Origin of the sequence: Methylobacterium organophilum, from assembly GCF_022179465.1 — a bacterium.
GTDB lineage: Bacteria > Pseudomonadota > Alphaproteobacteria > Rhizobiales > Beijerinckiaceae > Methylobacterium > Methylobacterium organophilum.
Genome location: NZ_BPQV01000003.1, coordinates 169,308 through 187,815, shown reverse-complemented (window position 1 = coordinate 187,815; position 18,508 = coordinate 169,308). Strand labels below are relative to the sequence as shown.

The 18,508-nt window shown below is 69.4% G+C and carries 17 protein-coding genes; 11 read left to right on the top strand and 6 right to left on the bottom strand.

Features of this window, described 5'->3' with window-relative positions; translation table 11 throughout:
- Positions 1-17 precede the first annotated feature (17 nt).
- Entirely contained in the window at positions 18-425 is a 408-nt protein-coding gene (locus MFF21_RS06350) for a polyketide cyclase (RefSeq protein WP_238310369.1), read from the bottom strand.
- A gap of 302 nt (positions 426-727) precedes the next feature.
- On the opposite strand from MFF21_RS06350, the gene frr reads away from it, so the two are divergent.
- The 7 genes from frr (at position 728) to lpxD (ending at position 9,692) form a co-directional block, all read left to right on the top strand.
- The gene (gene frr, locus MFF21_RS06345) at positions 728-1,291 is read left to right on the top strand and encodes a ribosome recycling factor (RefSeq protein WP_238310368.1); all 564 of its coding nucleotides are present in this window, start codon (positions 728-730) and stop codon (positions 1,289-1,291) included.
- A 140-nt stretch (positions 1,292-1,431) separates the two neighbouring features.
- A complete protein-coding gene (locus MFF21_RS06340) occupies positions 1,432-2,193 on the top strand; it encodes an isoprenyl transferase (RefSeq protein ID WP_238310521.1) in 762 nt (253 codons plus the stop codon).
- Between the two features lie 41 nt (positions 2,194-2,234).
- A complete protein-coding gene (locus MFF21_RS06335; RefSeq protein WP_373324944.1) occupies positions 2,235-3,062 on the top strand; it encodes a phosphatidate cytidylyltransferase in 828 nt (275 codons plus the stop codon).
- A gap of 48 nt (positions 3,063-3,110) precedes the next feature.
- The gene (dxr, locus tag MFF21_RS06330) at positions 3,111-4,289 is read left to right on the top strand and encodes a 1-deoxy-D-xylulose-5-phosphate reductoisomerase (RefSeq protein ID WP_238310366.1); all 1,179 of its coding nucleotides are present in this window, start codon (positions 3,111-3,113) and stop codon (positions 4,287-4,289) included.
- A gap of 211 nt (positions 4,290-4,500) precedes the next feature.
- A complete protein-coding gene (gene rseP, locus MFF21_RS06325; protein ID WP_238310365.1) occupies positions 4,501-5,661 on the top strand; it encodes an RIP metalloprotease RseP in 1,161 nt (386 codons plus the stop codon).
- Between the two features lie 325 nt (positions 5,662-5,986).
- Positions 5,987-8,554, top strand: coding sequence for an outer membrane protein assembly factor BamA (bamA, locus tag MFF21_RS06320; RefSeq protein ID WP_238310364.1), 2,568 nt, complete (start codon positions 5,987-5,989; stop codon positions 8,552-8,554).
- Between the two features lie 46 nt (positions 8,555-8,600).
- Positions 8,601-9,692, top strand: coding sequence for a UDP-3-O-(3-hydroxymyristoyl)glucosamine N-acyltransferase (gene lpxD, locus MFF21_RS06315; RefSeq protein WP_238310363.1), 1,092 nt, complete (start codon positions 8,601-8,603; stop codon positions 9,690-9,692).
- 11 nt (positions 9,693-9,703) lie between these two features.
- On the opposite strand, the gene MFF21_RS06310 is transcribed toward lpxD, so the two are convergent.
- The gene (locus tag MFF21_RS06310) at positions 9,704-10,687 is read right to left on the bottom strand and encodes a WcbI family polysaccharide biosynthesis putative acetyltransferase (RefSeq protein ID WP_238310362.1); all 984 of its coding nucleotides are present in this window, start codon (positions 10,685-10,687) and stop codon (positions 9,704-9,706) included.
- A 4-nt stretch (positions 10,688-10,691) separates the two neighbouring features.
- A complete protein-coding gene (locus MFF21_RS06305; RefSeq protein WP_238310361.1) occupies positions 10,692-11,417 on the bottom strand; it encodes a fused DSP-PTPase phosphatase/NAD kinase-like protein in 726 nt (241 codons plus the stop codon).
- Positions 11,418-11,634: 217 nt separating this feature from the next.
- Here MFF21_RS06305 and MFF21_RS06300 point away from each other — a divergent pair, with 217 nt between their 5' ends.
- On the top strand, positions 11,635-12,141 hold the full coding sequence (locus MFF21_RS06300; RefSeq protein WP_238310360.1) for a GNAT family N-acetyltransferase: 507 nt from the start codon (positions 11,635-11,637) through the stop codon (positions 12,139-12,141).
- 150 nt (positions 12,142-12,291) lie between these two features.
- The gene (gene ppa / locus MFF21_RS06295; RefSeq protein ID WP_238310359.1) at positions 12,292-12,828 is read left to right on the top strand and encodes an inorganic diphosphatase; all 537 of its coding nucleotides are present in this window, start codon (positions 12,292-12,294) and stop codon (positions 12,826-12,828) included.
- Between the two features lie 60 nt (positions 12,829-12,888).
- Here ppa and MFF21_RS06290 read toward each other — a convergent pair whose 3' ends face one another.
- Entirely contained in the window at positions 12,889-14,469 is a 1,581-nt protein-coding gene (locus MFF21_RS06290; RefSeq protein ID WP_238310358.1) for a L,D-transpeptidase family protein, read from the bottom strand.
- 275 nt (positions 14,470-14,744) lie between these two features.
- On the opposite strand from MFF21_RS06290, the gene zwf reads away from it, so the two are divergent.
- Together zwf and rplS are read left to right on the top strand one after the other, a co-directional pair.
- The gene (gene zwf, locus MFF21_RS06285; RefSeq protein WP_238310357.1) at positions 14,745-16,226 is read left to right on the top strand and encodes a glucose-6-phosphate dehydrogenase; all 1,482 of its coding nucleotides are present in this window, start codon (positions 14,745-14,747) and stop codon (positions 16,224-16,226) included.
- Positions 16,227-16,613: 387 nt separating this feature from the next.
- On the top strand, positions 16,614-17,012 hold the full coding sequence (gene rplS, locus MFF21_RS06280) for a 50S ribosomal protein L19 (RefSeq protein ID WP_238310356.1): 399 nt from the start codon (positions 16,614-16,616) through the stop codon (positions 17,010-17,012).
- A 312-nt stretch (positions 17,013-17,324) separates the two neighbouring features.
- Here rplS and MFF21_RS06275 read toward each other — a convergent pair whose 3' ends face one another.
- Together MFF21_RS06275 and rpsD are read right to left on the bottom strand one after the other, a co-directional pair.
- A complete protein-coding gene (locus MFF21_RS06275; protein ID WP_238310355.1) occupies positions 17,325-17,561 on the bottom strand; it encodes a hypothetical protein in 237 nt (78 codons plus the stop codon).
- A 245-nt stretch (positions 17,562-17,806) separates the two neighbouring features.
- Positions 17,807-18,424, bottom strand: a complete 618-nt coding sequence (gene rpsD / locus MFF21_RS06270; RefSeq protein WP_238310354.1) for a 30S ribosomal protein S4 — start codon at positions 18,422-18,424, stop codon at positions 17,807-17,809.
- Positions 18,425-18,508: the final 84 nt, after the last annotated feature.

The window sequence follows — 18,508 nt, the reverse complement described above, 5'->3', positions numbered from 1 at the left end:
CCCCGCTCCGGAAGGCGTCAGGGGCCGGGAGGCCCCTCCGCCAGGGCGACGAGCGCCGCCAGGTCGCGCCGGATCCAGGCCTCGTCCTCGGCGAATTGCGCGTCGCTCGTGCCGGGCTGCCGGAACAGCGTCAGCATGACCTCGCTGCCTTCCCCGTTCGGCACGATCCGCAGGGGCACGAAGACGCTTCGGCCGTCGCCGAGATCGACCCGGTGATCCATCACGCCGAAGAGGTTGTGCGGCGTGAAGGTGATCCTCACGGGACCCTCCGGTCCCTGGGCGGTCCAGCCTTCGCCGTCGCGTTCGAGGGGCCCGTTGCTGAGGCCGGAGGCCCATTGCGGGAAGCTCTCGGGTCGCCAGAGCCTTTCATAGAGGTCCCGCGCTTCCCGCCGGACCGAGCAGGTGATCACCTTCGCTTCCAGCATGGTTCCTCCGGGGGCGCCATTGTTGGAGCGCATACCGCATTTGGCCAGCCTCATGCCCTTCTCCGCTGATCGCGCGTTGCCCCTCCGGGCCGATCGATCGGTGCGGGACCCGATCCGTCCGCGCGACGGGGCCGCGCCACGCTTTCAAAGGCGGTGCGCCGGCACCCGCCCGATGGCGTTCGGCAGCCGCTTCCTATTTGCGGGTGCACGCGTTTTCGTTCATTGAAGCCGCAACGCGTGCAGGCAGCCGCTCGCCCGGCTGCGCCGCTTCCACAGCCCAAGCGTCGGGACCTTCTTTCGACATGGCCACACCGGACTTCGACCTCAACGACATCAAGCGCCGCATGCAGGGCGCCGTCGCCTCCCTGAGCAAGGATCTCGGCTCCCTGCGCACAGGCCGGGCGACGCCGAGCCTGCTCGATCCGATCCAGGTCGAGGCCTACGGCGCGCTGATGCCGATGGCGCAGGTCGCCACCGTGAGCGTGCCGGAGCCGCGCCTCCTGTCCATCTCGGTCTGGGACCGCTCGATGGTGACGCATGTCGAGAAGGCGATCCGCGAATCCGATCTCGGCCTCAACCCGATGACCGAGGGCCAGACCATCCGCCTGCGCATCCCCGAGATGAACGAGCAGCGCCGCAAGGAGATGGTCAAGGTCGCCCACAAATACGCCGAGGAGGCCCGCGTCGCCGTGCGCCATGTCCGCCGCGACGGGCTCGACATCCTCAAGAAGCTCGAGAAGGACGGCGCCATCAGCCAGGACGACGAGAAGCGTCAGGCGGGCGACGTGCAGAAGGCGACCGACGACCATATTTCCGAGATCGACACCGTACTCTCCGCCAAGGAGAAGGAGATCATGCAGGTCTGATCCCGGCGGTCGCCGTTGTAATTTCAGGCGGGGCGGCGCGTTGCCGCCCCGTGTTGCATGGTCTGGATCGGGGGAGAGGCGCGTTGATTCGATCGGAAGGCGCGCGTCAGGTGGCGGCGGTCGATGGCGGGGGCGGTGCGCTGTCCGGCGAGTCCGAGCCCACGAGCCATGAGATCAAGCCCGCGCTGCCTCCCCCGCAGCACGTCGCGATCATCATGGACGGCAACGGCCGCTGGGCTTCGAGCCGCGGCTTGCCGCGCTTCGAGGGGCATCGTCGGGGCGTCGAGGCGGTGCGTCGCGCCGTGCGCTCGGCCATCCTGCTCGGCGTGCGCTACCTGACCATCTACAGCTTCTCGTCGGAGAACTGGCGCCGGCCTCCGACCGAGGTGGCCGAGCTGATGGGGCTCCTCAAGCTCTTCGTGCGCCGGGACCTCGCCGAGCTCCACGCCAACGACGTGCGCATCCGCGTGATCGGCGAGCGCAGCGATCTCACGTCCGACATCGCTGCCCTGCTCGCCGAAGCCGAGGAGCGCACCCGCGACAACAAGGGCCTGACCCTGGTCGTGGCCTTCAATTATGGCGGCCGGCAGGAGATCCTGCGGGCGATGCAGCGCATCGCGGCCGAGGTCGCCGCCGGCCGTCTGCAGCCGGACGCGATCGGGCTCGACACGATCACGGGCACGCTCGATACGGCCGGGATCCCCGACCCGGATCTCGTCATCCGCACCTCGGGCGAGCAGCGTCTCTCGAACTTCCTGACCTGGCAGACGGCCTATGCCGAATACGTGGTCTCGCCGGCCTTCTGGCCCGATTTCGATCACGGCGCCTTCCTGGAAGCGGTCGCCGAGTATCATCGCCGCGACCGCCGCTTCGGCGGCCTCAGCAGCAAGGCCCAGGGATGAGCGGTCGCGGCTCTGCGCCGACGCCCGCGGGCGCGCGGCGCATGCCTTTCGCCACCCGTGAGTTCGCGTTGCGGGCCGTCTCCGGCGTGGTGCTCGCGGCTCTGGTGCTGGCGGCGCTCCTCGTCGGTGGCTGGCCCTTCGCGGCGATCTGGCTCGCCGCGGGCATCCTCGGCGCGGGCGAATGGCTCGTCATGAGCCGTACGGCGCCGACGCGGCTTCTCGGGATCGTCACCGCCGCCGGCCTCGTCGGTCTCTGCGTGGCGCTCCTCGCCCGTCTGCCGCTGCCCGTAGCGGCCGCCATCGCGGCCCTGGCGGTCGCGATCCTGGCGGTCGCCGCGCGGGGGGCGACCGGCCGGCTCCATGCCGTGCTCGGCTTCGCCGCGGCCTCGGTCGTCGTGCTCGTGCCGACGGCCCTGCGCGAGGACCCGGCCATCGGCCTCGTCGGGCCGGCCTGGATCTTCGCCGTGGTCTGGTCGACGGACATCGCCGCCTATTTCGCCGGCCGCCTCCTGGGCGGCCCCAAGCTGATGCCGCGGGTGAGCCCCAACAAGACCTGGTCGGGGGCGGTCGGCGGGCTTCTGGCGGGCACTCTCGCCGGGCTCGGCGTCGTTCTCGCGGCCCGCGAGGGCAGCCCGGATCTGTTCGGGCGCCTCCCGCTTCTCGCCGTGGCGCTCGTCAGCGCCCTCGCCTCCGTCCTCAGCCAGGGAGGCGACCTGTTCGAATCCGCCCTGAAGCGTCGCTACGGGGTCAAGGATTCCGGGCACACCATCCCCGGCCATGGCGGCATCATGGACCGCCTGGACGGCTTCTTCGCGGTCGCCCTCCTCGCCGGCCTCGCGCTCCTGGCGCGGCGCCTCGCTGCCGTCTGATTTCGGGTGCTTGATGATGCCCGCCGACGAAACTTCAGGATGTCTCCCGTGAGCCTCACCGTCACCGTCCTCGGCGCCACCGGCTCCATCGGTCGTTCCACCACCGATCTCCTGCGCCAGCATGCCGGGCGCTTCCGCGTCGGCGCCCTGGTCGGCGGTCGCGACGCCGCCGCCCTCGGCGCGCTCGCCCGGGAGCTGAAGGCCGATTTCGCCGCCCTCGCCGACGAATCCGCCGGCCCGGCCCTGGCCGAGGCCCTGGCGGGCTCGGGCATCCCCCACGGGGCGGGCGAGGGGGCGGTGCTGGAAGCGGTGGCCCGCGACGCGGATATCGTCGTCGCCGCAGTGAGCGGCGCGGCCGGCCTCAAGCCGACCTGCGCGGCGCTGAAGCTCGGCCGCACGGTGGCGCTCGCCAACAAGGAGAGCCTGGTCTGCGCCGGCGACGCCTTCATGCGCGACGCCAAGCGCTACGGCGCGACCCTGCTGCCGGTGGATTCCGAGCACAACGCCCTGGCCCAGGCCCTGGGCGACGGCCGCATCGACGACGTGGCCAAGATGACGATCACCGCCTCGGGCGGCCCGTTCCGCACCTGGACGCGGGAGCGCATCGCCGCGGCGACGCCGGATCAGGCCGCTGCCCATCCGACCTGGTCGATGGGCATGAAGATCAACATCGATTCCGCCTCCCTGATGAACAAGGGGCTGGAGCTGATCGAGGCGCATCACCTGTTCGCGCTCTCCGCCGACCGCCTCGACGTGATCGTGCATCCGCAATCGATCGTGCACGGCTTGGTCTACTGGCGCGACGGCGCGGTGACCGCCGGGCTCGCCATGCCCGACATGCGCGTGCCGATCGCCCATTGCCTCGGCCTCGGCGACCGCCTGACCATCGAGCGGGGGCGCAATCTCGATCTCGCCGCGACCGGCAGCCTCACCTTCGAGCCGGCGGACGAGGCCCGTTTCCCCTGCCTGCGCATCGCCCGGGCCGCGCTGGCCGAGGGGGGCGGCGCGCCGACCGTGATGAACGCGGCCAACGAGATCGCGGTCGCGGCCTTCATCCGCGGCGCGATTCCCTTCTACGGCATCGCCGAACTGGTGGAGCGGGCCTGCACGCATTTCGCGGCCGAATACCGCGCGGCCCCCGCCGACGTGGAGGCCGCGCTCGCCATCGATGCGCATGTGCGCGCCTGGGCGTCCCAGGCCCTCCCCGCCGCCGCGGCGGCGGAGTGAGACCCCGCCGGCGTTCGGCGCAACAAGCCCCTGCCGCCTCGCTCCGGCTTCGGTTTCCGGGGCAAGACGGTCGGGATTAAAGGCTCGCCTCGCGCGACGGGCCGTGCGACCATCCGCGGGACGCGACGTGCTTGCCCTCGTGGAGGGGGACGCCGATCTCAGCGCGGAGCGGTCGAGAAGAACGGGGGCCGAAGGGCCTCGGGAGACTCAGATGGACTTCCTTTCCGCCATGGGCGGCACGGCCGAGAGCTTCTTCGGCTCGGTCATCCCTTTCCTGATCGTGCTCACCGTCGTCGTGTTCGTGCACGAGATGGGGCATTTCCTGGTCGGGCGCTGGTGTGGCGTCGGCGTCAACGCCTTCTCCATCGGCTTCGGTCCCGAGATCGCCGGCTTCAACGATCGCCGCGGCACCCGCTGGAAGCTCTCCGCGATCCCCCTGGGCGGCTACGTGAAGTTCGTGGGCGATGCCAACGGCGCCAGCGTGCCCGATGCCGAGGCCGTGGCCCGCATGAGCGACCACGAGCGCAGGATCAGCTTCCCGACCCAGCCCGTGCACAAGCGGGCCGCCATCGTCGCCGCCGGGCCGATCGCCAATTTCATCCTCGCCATCGTGCTGTTCTCCGGCGCGATCTACGTGAATGGCCGCTACGAGACGCCGGCCCGGGTCGAGGCCGTGCAGCCGGGCAGCGCCGCCGAGCGGGCCGGCTTCAAGGGCGGCGACGTGATCCGCGCCATCGACGGCGAGGCGATCGGCAGCTTCGCGCAGATGCAGCGCATCGTGGCGAGCAGCGCCGGGTCGAGCCTGTCCGTGGTGGTGGAGCGCGACGGCGGCCGTGAGACGCTGACCGCCGTGCCCGACACCTTCGAGGAGCGCACGCCCTTCGGCCGCCACCGCATCGGTCGCCTGGGCATCAACGGCCCCAATGCCGGCGCGGCCAAGCTCGTCCATTACGGCGCGCTCGAATCCGTGACGTTCGGCGTCCACGAGACCGTCTTCGTGGTGGACCGCACCTTCAGCTACATCGGCAAGCTGGTCACCGGGCGGGAATCCGCCGATCAGCTCTCCGGTCCGATCGGCATCGCCCGGGTCTCGGGCGAGGTCGCCCGGGTCGGCGGCGTCGGTGGCCTGATCGGCCTCACCGCGCTGCTCTCCGTCTCGATCGGCCTGCTCAACCTCTTCCCGATCCCGCTGCTCGATGGCGGCCACCTCCTGTTCTACGCCTTCGAGGCCGTGCGCGGGAAACCCTTGAGCGAGCGCGCGCAGGAGATCGGTTTCCGCATCGGGCTGGCCTTCGTCATCATGCTGATGCTGTTCGCGGCCTGGAACGACATCCTCAATCTGGGGGCTTCCTGGAGCGGCCGCGGCACCTGAGCCGACCCGGCGGGCGGGGTCGCGGCTCCGCCTGGATCGAGGGTGAACAAAGCGTTGCGCGCGCCCGCGGCTATTCGAAAAAGCCGTGGGCGTAGCCGTATTTACGCCCTATTCACCTTAATCGACGATGCTTCGAGTCTGCCATCGTCCGTTAAGTGGCGCGAAGGCCACGACCCCCAAAATCCCGACAGGTCGATCCCCCGTTCACGTTTGCTAACGAGGGGAAACTCGATAGAAGCGTGGCTGGGACCAGAGGGTGGGCGTCCGATGGACGCTCGTCTGCGGGTGCGAACCCGTGCTGATAATAAAAGAGACGGGCGAATACATGATGTCGATGACGGGGAAGCGCCGGCGCAAGTCGGCGGAGCGGACCATCGTCTTGGTCGCCACCGCCGCCGCTGGCGTGATTCTCGGCGGCGTCGCCGCTCAGGCGCAGCAGATCGTCGTCGAGGGCAATCGCCGCGTCGACTCCGACACCATTCGTTCTTACGTGACGGGAACTGCCTCGGGCTCGCCCGAGGAGGCGCGCCGCAACCTTCTCTCCACCGGCCTCTTCTCGGACGTGCAGGTCTCGGCCCGCGGCGGCACCACGGTCGTGCGGGTGCGTGAGAACAGCGTGATCGGCCGCGTGGTCTTCGAGGGCAACAAGAAGATCGAGAAGGCGACGCTCGAGGGTGTGGTCGAGGCCAAGGATCGTGGCCCGCTGAGCCAGGCCGTGATCGCCGCCGACGTTGATCGGATCCGTGACGTTTACAAGCGTTCGGGTCGTGGGACGGCGCGGGTGAGCTACCGTCTGGTGGACCTTCCGAACGGGCGGACCGACGTGGTCTACCAGATCGAGGAAGGCGACAAGACCGGCATCCGCGAGATCCACTTCGTGGGCAACAACGCCTACTCGGAGTCGACCCTGCGCGGGATGATGACCTCCTCCGAGATGAACTTCCTGTCGTTCATCAAGACCTCGGACGTCTACGATCCCGACCGCATCGCCAACGACCTGGACATCATCCGGCGCTACTACCTCAAGAACGGCTATGCCGACTTCCGCATCGTCAACGCCGATGCGCGCTACGTCGAGACGCCGGAGGATGCCGGCTGGGTCATCACCGTCACGGTGGACGAGGGCGAGCAGTACACGGTCGGCGCGGTCGCGGTGGATGCCCGGGTTCCGGGGGTCGATACCGGCGCGCTGGACGGCGAGGTGCGCGCCCAGGTCGGCGACGTCTACAACGCCGAGGACGTGGAGAAGACGCTGGTGGGGGTGACCAACGAGGTCAACCGCCAGGGCTACCCCTTCGCCCAGGTGCGGCCGACGGGCCAGCGCGACCGGGCCACCCACAAGGTGTCGCTGGGCTTCGTGGTCGAGGACGGCCCGCGGGTCTACATCGAGCGGATCAACATCCGCGGCAACACCCGGACCCGGGACTACGTGATCCGGCGCGAGCTCGATCTGGGCGAGGGCGACGCCTACAACCGCGTTCTGGTCGACCGGGCCGAGCGCCGCCTGAACGGTCTGGGCTTCTTCAAGAAGGTGCGCTTCTCCAACGAGCCGGGCTCGGCGCCGGACCGGGTGGTGGTCAACATCGACGTCGAGGATCAGCCCACGGGCTCGTTCTCGGTGGCCGGCGGCTACTCCACCCAGGACGGCATCATCGGCGAAGTCTCCGTCTCCGAATCCAACTTCCTCGGACGCGGGCAGTACGTGCGTGTCGCCGCCCAGGGCGGCCAGTACGCCAAGGGCTTCGACTTCTCCTTCACCGAGCCGTACTTCCTCGGCTACCGTCTCGCGGCCGGCTTCGACGCCTTCTACAAGTACTCGGACCTGACCCGGTACTCGCGCTACGAGACCACGGTCTATGGCGGCCAGCTCCGCGTCGGCCTGCCGATCACCCAGGAATTCGGCGTCACCTTCCGCTACTCGCTGTACAACACCGAGCTGAAGGTCCCGAACACGATCAAGCGGCCCTTCAACGACTGCTCGATCCCGATCCCCGGCTACACCCAGCTGAACCCGGCGGGCACGATCGATCCGGTCTCGGGTCGCAACGTCGGCGGCCTGCCCGCCTATCCGAACTGCGCCTTCGACGGCGAGGCCTCGATCGCGCTCAAGGGCTCGCAGGGCTCGACCCTGACCTCGCTCGCCGGCGTGACGCTCGCCTACTCGACCCTCGACAACCTGCAGCGGCCGACCAACGGCTTCTACGGCGAGTTGAAGCCCGATATCGCCGGCCTCGGCGGCGACTCCAAGTTCTTCCGGGTGACGGGCGATGCCCGCTACTACAAGGAACTCTGGGAGGACGTGGTCGGCTTCGTCCGCATCCAGGGCGGTCACATCACCGCGCTCGACGGCAACCCGCTGCGGATCACCGACCAGTTCTTCATGGGCCCGTCGCTGGTGCGCGGCTTCGCCCCGAACGGCCTCGGCCCGCGCGACGTCGGCATCGCCGATGCCCGCTCCAACGCCATCGGCGGCACGACCTACTTCGGCGGCACCCTCGAGATTCAGTTCCCGATCTGGGGCATCCCGAAGGATCTCGGCCTGAAGGGCGCGGTCTTCGCCGATGCGGGTACGCTGTTCGGGTACTCCGGCAGCCGCTCCTTCGACGTGAATGGCGACGGCTTCATCAACGGCATCGCCCCGGGTGGCCTCTGCAACTACACGAGCTTCGGTTCGAACGCGATCAAGGTCGAGCCCGAGTGCGTGAACGTGCACGACAAGCCGACCATCCGTTCCTCGGTCGGTGCCTCCATCCTGTGGAACTCGCCCCTCGGCCCGATCCGCTTCGACTACGCCTACGCCCTCACCAAGGACGAAGGCATCCAGACGACCTTCGGGCGCGTGGGCAAGGATCAGATCCAGGCCTTCCGCTTCTCCGGCGGCTCGCGCTTCTGACGGAAACGACGCGCCGCCCGATCCCCGGGCGGCGCGTTATGGCTTCATGACCGATCCCGTCTTCTTCGCGCCCGAACCCGGCCTGACCCTCGCAGAGGTGTCCGCCGTCACGGGTCTCACCCTTCCCGAAGGCGCGGATCCGTCCCGCGCCTTCGTCGCTTGTGCGCCCCTCGAGAGCGCTGGCCCCGAAGACCTCGCCTATATGGACAACGCGCGCTACGCCGAGGCTCTCGCCCGGACGCGTGCCGGTGTCTGCCTAGTCTCGCCGCGCTTCGCCGCCCGGGTGCCCGAGACGACGATCGCTCTTGTCGCGGCCGATCCCTATCGCCACTACGCCAAGCTGCTCGCCCGCCTGCATCCCGATGCGATGCGGCCGGGTTCGCTGTTTGCCGCCGCCGGCATCTCTCCGGGAGCTCATGTGCATCCCGAGGCGCGGCTCGAGGACGGCGTGCGCGTCGATCCAGGGGCGGTGATCGGACCGGGCGCGGAGATCGGTTCCGGCAGCGTGGTCGCGGCCAATGCCGTGATCGGCCCCAATGTCCGGGTCGGGCGGGATTCCTCGATCGGCGCTGGCGTCACCCTCTCCCACGCGCTCGTCGGCAACCGGGTCATCCTGCATCCGGGCGTGCGCGTCGGCCAGGACGGGTTCGGCTTCGCCATGGGTGCCGGCGGCCATCTCAAGGTGCCACAGGTCGGCCGCGTCATCATCCAGGACGATGTCGAGATCGGCGCCAACACCACGATCGACCGGGGCGCCAGCCGCGACACGGTGATCGGTGAGGGCACCAAGATCGACAACCTCGTCCAGATCGCCCACAACGTGGTGATCGGTCGCCATTGCGTGATCGTCTCCGGCGTCGGCATCTCCGGCTCGACCACGCTGGAGGATTACGTCGTGCTCGGAGGCCAGGTCGGCGTGGTCGGCCATCTGCGCATCGGCATGGGTGCCCAGATCGCCGGCTCCTCGAACGTGAACCGCGACGTGCCTCCGGGGGCGCGCTGGGGGGGCACTCCGGCCCGGCCCGTGCGGACCTGGTTCCGCGAGATGACGGCGCTCGCCCAACTCGCCCGCCGCTCCGGCGGTGAGGACGCTCCCGCTTCCCGTCCCGGCAAGCGCGCCGCCGCCGACGAGGCCTGAGCGGCTTTCGCTCAGGCGCCCCCGTCGAAGAGGGCCCGGATCTCCGGGATGCCGTCCCACAAGTCGGTGCGGTGGCAGCGCAGCTGCGCGCGGGCCGTCGTCTCGTAGAGCGCGAAACTCTCCGCGATGAGGCGGTCGAGGTCGTAGCTGGGGGCCATGCCGCCCGACGGGCGGCGTCCCTTGAACAGGGTGGAGCCTGCGACCCCATAGAATTCGGCGATGGGCGGATAGACCGGCCAGACGACTCCGTCGAGGAGCGGATCGGGCACGTAGTCGCCCACATCGATGTCGGCCGGCTGGAAGCCCGCCTCCCGCAGCAGCCGCGCCGCCACCTCGCCGAGCACGCCGATGCTCGGATGGTTGATGTTGCGCATGAACACGCCACGCCGGGCCCAGCGGGCGATCTCCCCGGAGAGATCGAAGCCGACCGCGCGGCTCGCCCGGACGAGGTCGGAGGCGCAGGAGTCCCAGGCGGCGAAATAGCCGAGCCGCACCATCACGTCGCGCCGGAACAGGGCGGCGACCCGCCCGGGCGTGAGCCCGCGCAGGAAGCCGAACAGCACGATCGCCGAATGGTAGGTGTGGAGCGGGGAGGGGACCAGCCGGCCTCCCGCGGCCCCGACATAGATCGCGTCGGGATGGAAGGCGGAGAACACGATCGAGGGATAGAGCCGGGCCGCCGGCAGGGCCTCACATAGGGCCTGCGGGCCGCTGCCGGGCAGGCTGCCCGGTTCGAGGGCCTGCACGAAGACATGATCGAAGGCCCGCAGCTCCCCGACCAGCGTCTCCAGGCCGCCCCGCCGCGCCCGCAGGCCGGCAAGGCCGAACAGGCGGACCTGGGCCCCCGGCAGCAGCGTCGCCACGGACAAGGCCACGCCCTCCGCCTGGCAATTGCCGATCACCGCGATGCGCGGCCCTGGGCCGGACAGCGCCTCCGCGGGCCGGCGCCCGGGCAGCAGCCAGGCCACGGCGCCCCTGATCAAGCCCGTGCTCATCCGGCTATTCCCGCCGGATCAGGCGGTCGACGACGAGGTCCGACCAGAAGCCCCAGCGGAACTCGCGCTTGAGGGCTTCGGGATCGTAATCGTGCTCCACCCATTCCAGGAAGCTGCGGCCGGCGGGCTCGCCCTCGGCAAGGTAGCGGGCGAAGAAGGCGTCGAGGATCCCGGTCTTGGCGAAACGCCAGTGGCCGTAGCGGGGGGAGAGCTGGCGCGCGGCTTCCCGCACGGGTCGGCCCTCGTGCAGGATCAGGAACAGGGCGGCGGCGAGACCGGCCCGGTCCGCGCCGGACTTGCAATGCATCACCGCCGGGTACTCGATGCCTTCGAAGAAGGCCTTGGCGGCGAGCACCGTCTCGCGGGAGGGCGCCTCCCGGGAGCGCAGGACGAACTCGACGAGCTTCAGGCCCTGACGCTCGCAGGCCTCGCGCTGCAGCGGCCAGGAGCCATGCTCGCGGCCCCCGCGCAGGGAGATGATCGTGCGCACGCCCTTGCGCTTGAACCAGGCGAGCTGGTGCGGCGAGGGCTGGGCCGAGCGCCAGACGAGGCCGGTGCCGACGAGATGCCGGTTGAGATAGGCTAGGCGGAACACGCCGTGATCGACGAGCAGCATGTTCGCCCAGGCCCGGGCGCGGGCAAGCGGGCCTTCGATGGGCTGCTCGAACCGGGCGATGCGGGCCATGCGGCGCGCGTAGCGGGTCTCGGGCTTGAGGAAACGGTTGAACACGATGCTCCGGCTCGATCGCCGCTCCGGGGCCGGATGCTGCCCCGCGCCGCTCTAGCAGCCGTTCGGATGGGCGACAACGCGGCGCCACGGGCGCCAGAGGCGAGCCTCTTCTGCTGCGACGCGGGAGACGCTTCGGCGCCGCCGATCCCCCGTTGCCCCGCGCCCGGATTTGCGCGCATCATGGCGCCATCCGACGCATTGGGGAGCGGACGTCTCCATGAGCACGACCACGGTCAGCATCCGCCGCGCACGGCTAGGGGACGCGGCGATGCTGTCGGCCGTGTTCGATGCAGCCTGGCGGGAGGCCTATCAGGGCGTCATCCCCGGCCTGGCTCTGGAGCGCTACATCGCCAAGCGCGGCCCGACGGCCTGGAAGGGCATGATCGGGCGCGGCCGCGGGCTCGCGGCGGTGGAGTTCGGGGAGACGATCGTGGGCTACGCCGCCTATGGCCGGGCGCGGGAGCGCTCCCTGCGGGCCGAGGGCGAGATCGACGAACTCTACATCACGCCGGAATATCAGGGGATCGGCCTCGGCACCCGCCTGTTCCGTGCGGTGCGCAACGACCTGATCGATCACGGGCTCGCGCGGGTGGGCGTCTGGTCCCTCGCCGCCAATCCGCGGGCGATCGCCTTCTACGAGGGGCTCGGCGGCCTGCGCAGCGCCGAGGCCGTCGAGCGCCTCTCTGGCGCCTGCCTGCCGAAGATCGGCTTTATCTTCGTTTAGAACCCACGGTTCAGAGTGCGGACATGGGCGTAACAGGCCGCTCCGCCTGTCGAATGTCGGATTTCCTTGGCGGTACGGCGCGGCTAGAAGGGCCGTGCAGGCAGCCGCGACCGGAAAGACGGCCTCCTGCCGGACAGATCAGGATAAGCCATGAACATCGATGCCATCTCGATCGGCAAGAATCCGCCGCAGGACGTCAACATCATCGTCGAGGTCCCGCTGGGCGGAGAGCCGATCAAGTACGAGATGGACAAGGATGCCGGCGCCCTGGTCGTCGACCGCTTCCTCTATACGGCGATGCATTATCCGGGGAATTACGGTTTCATCCCGCACACCCTGTCGGGTGACGGCGATCCCTGCGACGTGCTGGTCGCCAATACACGGGCGATCGCCCCGGGCGCCATCATCAGCGTGCGCCCCGTCGGCGTGCTGGTGATGGAGGACAATGCCGGCGAGGACGAGAAGATCATCGCCGTGCCCTCGCGCCACCTGACCATGCGCTACGACCGCATCGAGAACTATGCGGACTTGCCGGACATCACCCTGCAGCAGATCCAGCACTTCTTCGAGCACTACAAGGACCTGGAGCCCGGCAAGTGGGTGAAGGTGGTGCGCTGGGGCGACAAGGCCGAGGCCCATCGCCTGATCCTGGAAGGGGTCGAGCGCTTCAAGAAGTCCAAGGCCTGAGGCCGGATCTCCTTGAAAACAGCCCCGGGGCGCCAGGCGCCGCCGGGGCTTTTTCGTGCGTCAGCCCCGGGGGCCGACGAGGCCCGGCGGGATCGGGGGCTGCTCGCGCGGGGGAGCGGAGGCCTCCAGGGGTTGCGGCTTCGCGGCGGGTTTCGGGGCCGGCATGCGCGCCTCGACGGCCGGTTTGGGCGCCGGCGGCTTCGAGGCCGGCTCCGAGGCCGGGCGCGCCGGCTTCGGAGCCGGCTTTGGCACGATCGCGCCGGTGGTCGCGACGTCCGGAACCGCGGCGGCGGGGGCGGCGGTGGCCGGGTTGTCGAGCCCGTAGATGTCGTCGCGGAAATGCGCGCGGCCATCCGCGGTGGCGTAGCCGGTCAGGTAGACGAAGGCGACCGGCACCGGCTTGGTGAGCTTGATGTCCCGGCGCTCGCCGGTGGCGATGCCGGTCTCGATCTCGATCGGCCCCCAGGTCGAGCCCGGCCCGTTCGGCCCCTCGGTGCCCTGGAGCAGCCAGGCCGCGAATTCCTTGACCTGCCCGACGCGGACGCAGCCATGGGAGTGGAAGCGGACATTGCCGGCGAACAGCGACTTCGCCGGGGTGTCGTGCATGTAGACCGCGTATTTGTTCGGCATGTCGATGCGGACCTGGCCGAGCGAATTGTCGAAGCCCGGATCCTGGCGCAGCGTGTAGTTGATCGCCTTCTCGCTCGACCAGTCGATCGCGGTCGGGTCCACCTCCGCGCCGCCGGGGCCGTAGATGCGGATGTGGTTCTTGGCGAGATAGCCCGGGTTCTTGCGCATAGTCGGGATGATCTCGTTCTTGATCACCGAGACGGGCAGGGTCCAGTTCGGGTTGAGATTGATGTCGGTGATGCGGGTTGCCACGACCGGGGTCGCCTTGTCCGGCGAGCCGACCACGGCGACGTAGCGGCGGGCCACCGTGCCCTTCTCCACCGCCTCCACCGCGGCCGAGGGGATGTTGACCACCACGTAGCGCTCGCCGAAGGCGAAGGTGGAGCCCATCAGCCGCTCGGCGGAGGCGGCGAGCTGCCGGTGGCGCACGCTGGCCGGCACGTTGAGGGCATTGACCGTGAGCCGCGCCACGATGCCGGAATCGGGCAGCCCGTGCCGGGTCTGGAAGGATTTCACCGCGGCCACCAGCGGCGCGTCGTAGAGGTCCGAATGGACGGCGTCGGCGGCGAGGTCGCCGGTCATCACGAGATGGCCGCGCAGGGCCGCCACGGCCGGGTTGCGGTCCCCGGGCTTGAGGGCGAGCCCGGCGGGCAGGCTGCTCCAGCCGCCGGCCTCCGCCAGCGCCCGGTACTGCTCGGCCATCCGCACCGTGTCGAGGAAGGTGGCCGGGGTGAAGCTCGGCTGCGGGTCCTCGGCGATCTTGGCATAGATCGTGGCCGGCAGCTCGCGGCTCTTCCGGGCGGGCGCGGCGGCCGAGTCGGCCGCCGGAACCGGCGCGGCTTGCGGCGCCGCCGGGGGCGTGACCGGGCCCGCCTCCTGCGAGGAGGGCTGCACGGAGAGCGGCAGCGGCGCCGATGCGCCCTCGCGGGCGGATTCGGCCCCCGCGGCGGCGGCGGCGAGGAGAAGCGGCGCGAGGAGCGCCGGACGAAGGATGTGGTGACGCAGCAACATCGCCGGCCTCTGAGGGGTCGTGCCGGCAGGTTGCGCCGGGATGGTTACTTTTCCCCTCCCGCGAGCTGTCCCGGCCGTCCCCGAGCGTGACGGTTGCGCCCCCCATGAGACCGGGGCCGCTCGATCGAGGCGGAGGCCATGTCATCAAGCCCGCCGGGGCCGGAAACACACGGCCCGGCCCCGCTCTGGCGGAGGGCTTGCTTGCGTCAGGCCGCGTGGATCGGCGCATCGGTTCGGGATAGAAGTTCGGCACTTACGAAGCGGGAGAAGAGCCCTTGGCCACCATCATCCCCGTCGCACCCTTCGACTACGTGGTGTTCGGCGCCACCGGCGACCTGACCCAGCGCAAGCTCCTGCCGGCGCTCTATCACCGCTATCGCGACGGGCAGATCCCGGAGACGAGCCGCATCATCGGCGCCTCGCGCACGGAGCTCACGGAGGAGGCCTTCCGCGAGAAGGCCCGGGATGCGCTCAAGAGCTTCATCGCGCCCTTCGATCTCGACGAGGACAAGCTCGACGGCTTCCTGGCCCATCTCAGCTACGTCCATATCGACGCGCTGGGCGAGGACGGCTGGCCGGACCTCAAGGCGCTGCTCGACGAGCAGCCGGACCGGATCCGGCCCTATTACCTCGCGACCTCCCCCGATCTCTACGGCCCGATCTGCCGGAATCTCGACCGGTTCGGGCTGATCGGCGAGAAGAGCCGCGTCGTGCTGGAGAAGCCGATCGGCAAGGACCTGAAATCGGCCCGCGCCATCAACGACGCCGTCGGCGCCGTCTTTCCCGAGAGCCAGATCTTCCGCATCGACCACTATCTCGGCAAGGAGACGGTGCAGAACCTGCTGGCCCTGCGCTTCGCCAACACGATCTTCGACCGGCTCTGGAACGCCGACGTGATCGACCACGTCCAGATCACCGTGGCCGAGACCGTGGGCGTCGAGGGGCGCGGCGGCTATTACGACACCTCGGGCGCCCTGCGGGACATGGTGCAGAACCACATCCTGCAGCTGCTCTGCCTCACAGCGATGGAGAGCCCGCTCTCCCTCGACGCCAATTCGGTGCGCGATGAGAAGCTGAAGGTGCTGCGCGCCCTGAAGCCCATCACCGCCGCCGACGTGCAGACGGTGACGGTGCGTGGGCAATACGTCTCCGGCGCCGTGGGCGGGAAGGCGGTGGCCGGCTACCAGGACGATCTGGGGCCGGAGGCCGCCACCAGCCGCACCGAGACCTTCGTCGCCCTCAAGCTCGAGGTGCGCTCCTGGCGCTGGGCCGGCGTGCCCTTCTACGTGCGCACCGGCAAGCGCCTGCCCAAGAAGCATTCCGAGATCGTGGTGCAGTTCCGCGCCTCGCCCTTCTCGATCTTCCCTTCCGAATCCTTCGGCCGCGAGCCGAACCGCCTGGTCATCCGCCTCCAGCCGGAGGAGGGCATGAAGCTCGAGGTGATGACCAAGGATCCCGGGCCGGGCGGCATGCGCCTGCGCCCGACCGATCTCGACATCTCCTTCGAGGAGACCTTCAAGCAGCGCTATCCCGACGCCTACGAGCGGCTGCTGATGGACGTGGTGCGCGGCAACGCCACCCTGTTCATGCGCCGGGACGAGGTGGAGGCCGCTTGGGAATGGGCGGACAAGCTGCTCAAGGCCTGGGCCGACCGGCCCGAGCCGCCGCGCCCCTATTCCGCCGGCAGCTGGGGGCCGACCGCCTCCATCGCCCTGATCGAGCGCGACGGCCGCACCTGGCACGAGGAGCTGAAGTAGCGCCGGGGCCAAAGAAAAAGGCGCCCCGGTAACCCGGTGCGCCTGAAAAGTTTCGATCCATTTCCTTGGGAGGAGAATGTCTCCCAGAGGTAAAGGCTGGGCGGCGGTTTCGGAAGGGTGCCGGCGGCGCATGGCACCGCTCATTCAGAAACCCGGCCATGCCCTTCGCGCAAGAGTCGGATCCCTGCGGCGGACGTGCGCGGTTTCCAACACCTGTTCCGGGATGGGGACACCTGCGCGCCCCGGCGGGTCGCCCCGTCCGAAACGGACGATCGGACATATCGACAAGCCGCTCCCGTTCCTGTAGAGAGCCGGCCAACTCACAACAGGATGCCGAAATCCTGACGCCCGGCCTTTGCCGGACGGGCGCAACGGCGGAGATTTTCCATGAACATCATCGAGCAGCTCGAGCGGGAAGAGATCGCCCGTCTCAACAAGACCATTCCGGATTTCGAGCCGGGCGACACGGTCGTCGTCAACGTCCGCGTCAAGGAAGGCGATCGCACCCGCGTGCAGGCCTATGAGGGCGTCTGCATCGCCCGTTCCGGCGGCGGCCTCAACGAGAGCTTCACCGTCCGCAAGATCTCCTACGGCGAGGGCGTCGAGCGCGTCTTCCCGGTCCATTCGCCGATGATCGATTCGATCAAGGTGGCCCGCCGCGGCAAGGTCCGCCGCGCCAAGCTCTACTACCTGCGCGACCGCCGCGGTAAGTCGGCCCGTATCGTCGAGCGCTCCGACCGCGCCGAGAAGGCCGCCAAGGCGGCCAAGGTCGCCGCCGCCGAGTAAGGTTTTTCGACCCGCGCCACGGCGTGGGCCCGGATCTCCCTTCGACCCGCTCCGATCGCCTCGGGGCGGGTTTTTCGTTGCGCGTTGGCCTCGCGTCCGGATGATCCGATGGGGGTGAGCCGGGGCCTCTCTCCTCGCCCTCTGGGCGAGGAGGACCGCGCACAGCGCGGTGGAGTGGGACCTGAGCGCGATCCGGAAAGCGCGCCGCCCTCTCCGTCCGCTTCGCGGCCACCTCTCCCGGGGGGAGAGGAAAGGCCGTCGCGGACCGGGCCGAGCATGCGGAACGGCTGCGCTCCCCCGCCGATCCGGTGCTCAAACGTCCTTCGGGGCGGTGAGCAGGGGCGGGAAGCTGGCGAGGAAGCGGGCGCGCTCCCAGAGGTCGACGCCGTGGCCGTTCACCAGGGACTGGGCCTTCACTTTGGCGACCTCGTCGTCCTCCGCCTCGATCACCACGACGGAGCGGATCGAACCCGTCGGGTCGAGATAATAGGCCCGGTAGGTCGGGAGACCCGGGGCGGGGCTGTCGGTCGTGGTGGCCGTGCTCGGCATCAGGTCGCCCGGTTGTCGGCGGGAGGACAAGTCTCTCCGGCACCGGCGCCTAGGATCTTACAGCCGGTGATTGTTATACTGTGATGGTTTGCCGGTGCGATTGATAGTTCACAAAGATACAGAATCTGGATTTTATTAAGCCCGGGCGCGGGGCCGTCTCGTGCCGGACGAAGGCCGGTGCCCCAAAGCAGAAAGGCCGCCCGAGGGGCGGCCTTTCCGTTGAGGGCGAAGCGGGAAGCTTCGGATCAGCGCGAGTAGAACTCGATGACCAGGTTCGGTTCCATCTGCACCGGATAGGGCACCTCGGAGAGGCCCGGGATCCGGGTGACGCGGGCGGTCATCTTGGAATGATCGACCTCGATGTAGTCGGGCACGTCGCGCTCGGCGAGCTGGCTCGCCACCACGACGATCTCGAGCTGGCGGGAGGCTTCCTTGACCTCGATGAGGTCGCCGGCCTTCACCTGGTAGCTCGGGATGTTGACCCGGCGACCGTTCACCTTGACGTGGCCGTGGTTGACGAACTGACGCGCCGCGAACGGGGTCGGAACGAACTTCGAACGGTACACGACGGCGTCGAGCCGGCGCTCGAGCAGGCCGATCAGGTTCTCGCCGGAATCGCCGCGCAGGCGGATCGCCTCGGCGTAGTAACGGCGGAACTGCTTCTCGGTGATGTTGCCGTAGTAGCCCTTGAGCTTCTGCTTGGCGCGCAGCTGCGTGCCGAAGTCGCTCATCTTGCCCTTGCGGCGCTGGCCGTGCTGGCCGGGGCCGTATTCACGGCGGTTGACGGGGCTCTTCGGGCGGCCCCAGATGTTCTGGCCCATGCGGCGATCGAGCTTGTGCTTCGCCTGGACGCGTTTGGACATCGCTGTTCCTCTGGAACGAGTTGAGGAACGCGCCCTCCTTTTCCTCGCGGCTCGCGCCGGAAGGACGACAGAGCGGGTTTCGGG